Annotated in this window: 6 protein-coding genes and 1 pseudogene; 3 read left to right on the top strand and 4 right to left on the bottom strand. The window is 71.0% G+C overall.

Annotated features, from left to right (window positions below; all coding sequences use genetic code 11):
- Together sepH and serC are read right to left on the bottom strand one after the other, a co-directional pair.
- The coding region (gene sepH, locus G6020_RS00185) for a septation protein SepH (RefSeq protein ID WP_182609263.1) at nt 1-481 on the bottom strand (481 nt) is incomplete at its 3' end.
- A gap of 169 nt (nt 482-650) precedes the next feature.
- On the bottom strand, nt 651-1,775 hold the full coding sequence (gene serC, locus G6020_RS00180) for a phosphoserine transaminase (protein ID WP_179524668.1): 1,125 nt from the start codon (nt 1,773-1,775) through the stop codon (nt 651-653).
- 89 nt (nt 1,776-1,864) lie between these two features.
- Here serC and pdxH point away from each other — a divergent pair, with 89 nt between their 5' ends.
- The 3 genes from pdxH to G6020_RS00165 all read left to right on the top strand — a co-directional run bounded on the left by pdxH (nt 1,865) and on the right by G6020_RS00165 (nt 4,364).
- Complete coding sequence (gene pdxH / locus G6020_RS00175; RefSeq protein WP_179524669.1) at nt 1,865-2,530, top strand: pyridoxamine 5'-phosphate oxidase; 666 nt, start codon at nt 1,865-1,867, stop codon at nt 2,528-2,530.
- Nucleotides 2,531-2,686: 156 nt separating this feature from the next.
- Complete coding sequence (locus G6020_RS00170; protein WP_179524670.1) at nt 2,687-3,976, top strand: citrate synthase; 1,290 nt, start codon at nt 2,687-2,689, stop codon at nt 3,974-3,976.
- 31 nt (nt 3,977-4,007) lie between these two features.
- A complete protein-coding gene (locus G6020_RS00165; RefSeq protein WP_179524671.1) occupies nt 4,008-4,364 on the top strand; it encodes an FKBP-type peptidyl-prolyl cis-trans isomerase in 357 nt (118 codons plus the stop codon).
- Nucleotides 4,365-4,497: 133 nt separating this feature from the next.
- Here the strand turns inward: G6020_RS00165 and G6020_RS00160 are convergent, their stop codons facing one another.
- Together G6020_RS00160 and G6020_RS00155 are read right to left on the bottom strand one after the other, a co-directional pair.
- On the bottom strand, nt 4,498-6,417 hold the full coding sequence (locus G6020_RS00160) for a propionyl-CoA synthetase (protein WP_182609262.1): 1,920 nt from the start codon (nt 6,415-6,417) through the stop codon (nt 4,498-4,500).
- Between the two features lie 63 nt (nt 6,418-6,480).
- A pseudogene (locus tag G6020_RS00155) lies at nt 6,481-6,790 on the bottom strand (acetyl-CoA carboxyl transferase); the annotation flags it as partial.

Here is a 6,790-nt window from a genome sequence, read left to right as displayed (position 1 = left end):
GGCCGGCGGGCCAGGAGGTCCGCACGATCCACCCGCCCGAGCGGTCGCGCCAGGCGTCCCACGCGACGACGTCCGGGTCCACCCCACGATGATCGAGTGCGGACTCGACCCGGTCGGCGAGCGTGTCGAGTGCGGGCCCGTCCGGAAGGACCGGGTGGGACGCCCGGGCGAGATCGGCGGCGTTCGCGCGCTCGAGCAGCACGGGGACGGCGAAACCCTCGATCCGGGACATCGGGACGCCGGCGTCGGCGGCGACGTCCTCGGGGGAGGCGCCGTGGCGGATACGATCCTGGATCTCGCGTGGGCGCAACGTGCCCGTCACGGGCACCCGCCGGGACTCCTCCGTGGGCAGGGACTCCCCCCGCGCGGCGGCCCGGAACCTGTCGTCGAGGGGGAGGGCCAGCGTCTCGCCCGAGTCCGGGAGCTCACATTCGACCACGGACGAGTCGGCGTCCACCCCGATGATCCTCAGCTTCCGCATACCGCCTCCTCGACTCCTCGTGGGCCCGTGGGCGGCTCGAACGGCGCGTGCCCGGGTCCTGGGCGTTCCCCCCATGGTAGGTCAGCGCAGCCCACCCGGCGCGGTGACGGGCCGGGTGGGCTGCGGAAAAACCGTGGGCGGGCGCCCGGAAGGGTGCGCGGCCCGAGGGTCAGCCGAGCTGCCCCACCACGTGGTCGATGCACCGGGTCAACCGCGAGACGTCCTCGGGGTCGATCGCCGGGAACATCCCGATGCGGAGCTGGTTGCGGCCGAGCTTGCGGTACGGCTCGGTGTCGAGGATGCCGCCGGCGCGCAGGGTCTTGGCCACCTTCGCGGCGTCGATGCTCTCGTCGAGGTCGATGGTGCCGACGACCTGCGAGCGGTGGGCGGGCTCGGTGACGAACGGCGTGGCGTACTCGCTGGCCTCGGCCCAGTCGTACAGGCGGGAGGACGAGTCCCGGGTCCGCTCGACGCACCAGTCCAGACCGCCCTGGGTGTTCATCCACTCGATCTGGTCGGCGAACATCAGCAGCGTGGCCACGGCCGGGGTGTTGTACGTCTGGTTCTTCGAGGAGTTGTCCACCGCGGTGGGCAGGGACAGGAAGTCCGGGCACCAGCGGTCGGTGGCCGCGATCTCGGCCACGCGCTCGAGGGCGGCCGGGCTCATGATGGACACCCAGAGGCCGCCGTCGGAGGCGAAGCACTTCTGCGGCGCGAAGTAGTACACGTCGGCGTCGGAGATGTCGACGGGCAACCCGCCGGCTCCGGAGGTGGCGTCGATGGCGACGAGTGCGTTCTCCGAGCCCGCCGGGCGGGTCACGGGGACCATCACACCGGTGGAGGTCTCGTTGTGCGCCCAGCCGATGAGGTCCACGGACGGGTCCGAGGTGGGCTCGGGAGCCGACCCGGGCTCGGCGGAGATGACGATCGGGTCGGCGAGGAAGGGCGCGCCGCCGGTGACCTTGGCGAACTTGGAGGAGAACTCGCCGTAGGTCAGGTGGAGGGACTTCTCGCGGACCAGGCCGAACGCCGCGGCGTCCCAGAACGCGGTGGTGCCACCGTTGCCCACCACGACCTCGTAGCCGTCGGGGAGGGAGAACAGGGAGGACAGTCCCTCGCGGACCCGGCCGACGACGTCCTTCACCGGCGCCTGGCGGTGGCTGGTGCCCATCACCGAGGTGGCGGCGGCGGAGACGGCCTCGATCTGCTCGGGGCGGACCTTGGACGGGCCGCAGCCGAACCGCCCGTCCGCGGGCTTGAGGTCGGCGGGGATGGTGGGCAGCTGATCGCTCATGCTCTTGGGGTGCCGTTCCTTGTGGTGGGATTTCCGAATCGGCTCCATCCTAGTCGGGGGCGCGTCGGGCCCGGAGTAGCGTCTGGGTCATGGAGGATCCCGCACTCGAACCGGCCGACTTCGACACGATGCGGGTCGGCTACGGCCTGAACGCGAGCCTGGACGTGGGCGATCTGCACGACGACTGGGTCGCGCTCTTCGCCTCGTGGCTGGACGAGGCCGGGCGCCGGGGGGTGCGCGAGCCCAACGCCATGGTGCTCGGCACCGTCGGTGCCGACCGCCGGCCGTCGACCCGGACGGTGCTGTGCAAGGGGGCGGACGAGCGGGGTCTGACCTTCTTCACGACGACGAGTTCGCGCAAGGGCGCGCAGTTGGCGCAGTCCGGCTACGCGTCGGCCACGTTCCCGTGGTTGGTGGTGGAACGGCAGGTCCACGTGGAGGGCGAGTGCCGACCGCTGGACCGGGCGGACTGCCTCGCCTACTGGCGTACGCGCCCCAGGGGGTCCCAGGTGGCGGCCTGGGCGTCCGAGCAGTCGCAGCCGGTGGAGTCCGTCGAGGAGTTGACCTCGCTCTACGCGATCGCGGAGAAGCGCCTGGCGGACGTCGAGGAGATCCCGATGCCCGACAGGTGGGGTGGGTACCGCCTCCGCCCGGACCGCGTCGAGTTCTGGCAGGGGGGCCGGGACCGGTTCCACGACCGGGTCGAGTGCCTCCGGGGTGACGGGGGGTGGACGGTCCGGCGACTGCAGCCCTGACGCCCGCCGACGCCCCGACGCCGCCCGGTGGACGGGGCCCGGGGGGAGCGGACCGGTGCACGCTTCGAAGTGACGGCGACCGTCACGGTAGGGTGTGGCACAGCACATTCGTGGCGGGACATGGCCGCCGGGACCAGTCGTCGGAGAGGGAATCGCGTGACCGCAGGCTCGAACGGTTCGGACCGCAATGCAACACTGTCCTACCCCGGCGGTGAGCTCGAACTCGATGTGGTGGAGGCGACCTGCGGAAGCGACGCGGTGCAGCTGGGTTCGCTGCTGGCCAAGACGGGGATGACCACCCTGGACGTCGGGTTCGTCAACACCTCCGCGTGTACCTCCTCGATCACCTACATCGACGGCAACGAGGGCATCCTCCGCCACCGCGGGTACCCGATCGACCAGCTCGCCGACAACGCCTCGTTCCTCGAGGTCTCCTACCTGCTCATCTACGGTGAGGATCCCACCGAGGCCCAGCTCGCCGAGTTCACCGAGAAGGTGCTCGGGGAGACCGCGCTGCCCGGCCAGATGATGCCGTTGCTGCAGGCGTTCCCGCGCGACACCCACCCGATGCCCGTCTTCTCCGCCGGCGTGAGCCTGTTCGGCACGCACGGGGACGACCTGGACATCGACGACCCCAAGGCCGTCGACCTGGCCACCGCCCGGCTGCTGGGCCGTGGCCCGACGCTCGCCGCCGCCATCGAGCGCATCCGCTCCGGTCACGACGCCCTCGACCCGGATCCCTCGCTCGGGTACGTCCGCAACTTCCTGCGCATGACCTTCGGGCCGGACTACGAGGTCACCGACGAGGTCGCCGACGCCCTGGACATGCTGCTGGTGCTCCACGCGGACCACGAGCAGAACTGCTCCACCTCGACCGTCCGCATGGTCGGATCCTCGGAGGCGCCGCTGTACGCCTCGATCACCGGCGGCATCAACGCCCTGTACGGACCGCTGCACGGTGGCGCCAACCAGGCCGTGCTCGAGATGCTCGAGCGGATCGAGTCGGAGGGCGGGGACGCGACCGACTACATGGACCGTGTCAAGAACAAGGTCGACGGCGTCAAGCTCATGGGATTCGGTCACCGCGTCTACAAGAGCTACGACCCGCGCGCCCAGATCGCCAAGAAGCACGCCCACGCGCTGCTGTCCCAGAGCAACGACCCCCTCCTCGAGATCGCTCTCAAGCTCGAGGAGACGGCACTGGCCGACGACTACTTCGTCGAGCGCAAGCTCTACCCGAACGTGGACTTCTACACCGGCCTCATCTACCGCGCGATGGGTTTCCCCACCGAGATGTTCACCGTCCTGTTCGCCCTCGGCCGGATGCCCGGATGGATCGCCCACTGGCGCGAGATGCGCGAGGATCCGTCCACCAAGATCAACCGCCCGCGCCAGGTCTACACGGGCCCGGCCGAGCGGGGTTTCACCCCGATCAGCCAGCGCTGAGCCCGGGAACCGGACTCCAGGAGGAGACACCATGGACAAGCCCGAGATCGACAGGCCGACGGGCCCCGCGCCCACTGACCTCGTCAGCGAGGACCTCACGGTGGGGGACGGCGCCGAGGCGGTGGCCGGCGGCAACGTCACCGTCCACTACGTCGGTGTCGACTACGAGACCGGCGAGCAGTTCGACTCCTCGTGGGACCGCGGCGAGTCCATCACGTTCCCCCTCAACGGCCTCATCCAGGGTTGGCAGGAGGGGATCCCGGGCATGAAGGTCGGCGGTCGCCGCCAGCTGGTCATCCCGCCGGACAAGGCCTACGGCACCTCCGCGGCCCTGCACCCGCTCGGAGGGAAGACCCTGGTCTTCGTGATCGACCTGCTCGAGGCCTGATCCGGCCCGTCGGACGACTCGAGAACGCCCCGACCTCCCACACGGGAGTCGGGGCGTCCTCGTGTGCGGGGCCCCGCGCGCGCCCGACCGCGGGTGGCGTCCGGCGCGCCCTCGCGGATGGCGGTCCGGGCGACTACCCCTCCTGCCGGAGGTACGGTGCGAGGGCGTCGAGCACGGCCGGGTCCTCGATCGTCGACGGGACGGTGACGTTCTCCTGCCCGTCCGCGATCTGCCGCATCGTCTTGCGCAGGATCTTGCCCGAGCGGGTCTTGGGCAGGCCCTGCACGACCGTGCAGTCGCGGAAGGTGGCCACCGCGCCGATCTCCTCGCGGACCATCGCCACCAACTCGGCGCGCAACTCCTCGGGGTCGCGGACCTCACCCGACTTGAGGACCACGTATCCGACCGGCCGCTGGCCCTTGAGCTCGTCCTTCACACCGATGACCGCGGCCTCGGCCACGGCGGGATGGGTGGCGATCACGGCCTCCATGGAGCCCGTCGACAGGCGGTGTCCGGCGACGTTGATCACGTCGTCGGTCCGGCCCATCACGTAGACGTACCCGTCGGAGTCGACGTACCCGCCGTCCCCGGTCGAGTAGTACCCGTCGAAGACGGACATGTACGAGGAGATGAACCTCTCGTCGTCGTCCCACAGGCCCGACAGGGTGCCCGGCGCCATCGGCAACCGGATCGCCAGGTTGCCCTCCTCCCCGGCGGGGAGGGGGTTGCCCCGGGAGTCCAGGACGTGCAGGTCGTACCCGGGCACGGGCACCGTCGGGGACCCGGCCTTGATCGGCATCGGCTCGAGCCCGCGCAGATTCGAGGCGATGGGCCAGCCCGTCTCGGTCTGCCACCAGTTGTCCACCACGGGCTTGCCCAGTTTCTCCGTGGCCCACCGGTAGGTGTCCGGGTCCAGGCGTTCGCCCGCACAGAACAGGGTGCGCATGGCGGACAGGTCGTACTTGGCGATCTCGCCGCCCTCGGGGTCCTCCTTGCGGATGGCGCGGACGGCCGTGGGCGCGGTGAACAGCGCGGTGGCCCCGTGCTCGGCGATCACCCGCCAGAACGCTCCGGCATCCGGGGTGCCGACGGGCTTGCCCTCGTAGATGATGGACGTCGCGCCGACCAGTAGGGGCCCGTAGACGATGTAGGAGTGTCCGACCACCCAGCCGACATCCGAGGCCGTCCACCACACCTCCCCGGGGCGGACCCCGTAGACGTTCCACATCGACCACGCCAGCGCCACGGCGTGGCCACCGTTGTCGCGGACCACGCCCTTGGGCAGGCCCGTGGTCCCGGAGGTGTACAGGATGTAGAGCGGGTCCGTCGCCCTGACGGGGACCGGTGCTGCCGGTTCCGAGGCCTCGACGGCACGGTCCCAGTCGATCCAGGTGGTGCCCGGTGTCTCGGGGAAGGTCTCGTCCGGGAACTGGTCCGGTCGGCTGGCCACGATCACGGCGCCCGGGGAGTGCCGGGTGAGTTCCAGGGCCTTGGCGACCATGGGGAAGTAGGGGACCTTGCGGGTGGGCTCGATCCCGCCGGGCGAGGTCACCACGACCTTCGGCCGGGCGTCGTCGATCCGGATGGCCAGCTCCGGCGCGGCGAACCCCCCGAACACCACGGAGTGCACGGCACCGAGCCGGGCGCACGCGAGCATCGCGACCGCGGCACGCGGGACCATCGGCATGTAGATGACGACCCGGTCCCCCCGGCCCACTCCCTCGGCCGCGAGCGCGCCCGCGAAGGCCTCGACCTGGGCGAGCAGTTGGGAGTAGGTGATGGTCTCCTTGACCCCGGTCACCGCCGAGTCGTAGATGAACGCGGCCTGATCCCCGCGTCCCGCCTCGACGTGACGGTCGATGCAGTTGTGGGACGTGTTGAGCTCACCGTCGGGGAACCACCGGTAGAACGGGGGCCGCGAGCCGTCGACAGCCGTGGTGGGGGGAGTGGTCCAGTCGATCCCCCCGGCGGCCTCCAACCAGAAGGCGTCGGGATCGGTGATCGAGAGCCGGTGGGCCTCGGCGTAGGTCGACGAGGTCGTGGAGTCCGACATCGGGTGAGCCCCTCTCGTGCGGGAGTGAAGCCCCCGATCAGCGCCGACGGCCTGTGACGCGCTTCACTCTAGTCCCAGGCCGAGGTCCCGATAGCGGGACATCCGCTCCGCGTACCTCCGCTCGGGGGGACGCCTCCGGACCTCGACCAGAGCCGCGGCGACGGCGTCGGCCAGCCGGTCGCAGAAGGCGTCCGGCTCGTCCGCCGCGTCGGGTCGCTCGGGTACCACCACGTCCACGATCCCCGCGCGGAGGAGGTCGGCCGAGGTGATGCCCTGCGACCGCGCCACCTCGGGCGCCCGGGAGGTCTCGTGGTACAGGATCGCGCTCGCCCCTTCGGGTGGGAGCGGGGCGAGCCACCCGTGTCGGGCGCAC

This window comes from Dietzia sp. B19 (assembly GCF_014145155.1).
Lineage (GTDB): Bacteria > Actinomycetota > Actinomycetes > Mycobacteriales > Mycobacteriaceae > Dietzia > Dietzia natronolimnaea.
Note: the sequence above shows the minus strand (reverse complement) of the source record. Positions and strands in the feature narration are given on the sequence as shown.

What these genes read in the sequence shown, in the direction of transcription:
- pdxH (WP_179524669.1), top strand. Translation starts at nt 1,865, where the DNA reads ATGGAGGATCCCGCACTCGAACCGGCCGACTTCGACACGATGCGGGTC.
- serC (WP_179524668.1), bottom strand. Translation starts at nt 1,775, where the DNA reads ATGAGCGATCAGCTGCCCACCATCCCCGCCGACCTCAAGCCCGCGGAC.
- G6020_RS00160 (WP_182609262.1), bottom strand. Translation starts at nt 6,417, where the DNA reads ATGTCGGACTCCACGACCTCGTCGACCTACGCCGAGGCCCACCGGCTC.
- G6020_RS00165 (WP_179524671.1), top strand. Translation starts at nt 4,008, where the DNA reads ATGGACAAGCCCGAGATCGACAGGCCGACGGGCCCCGCGCCCACTGAC.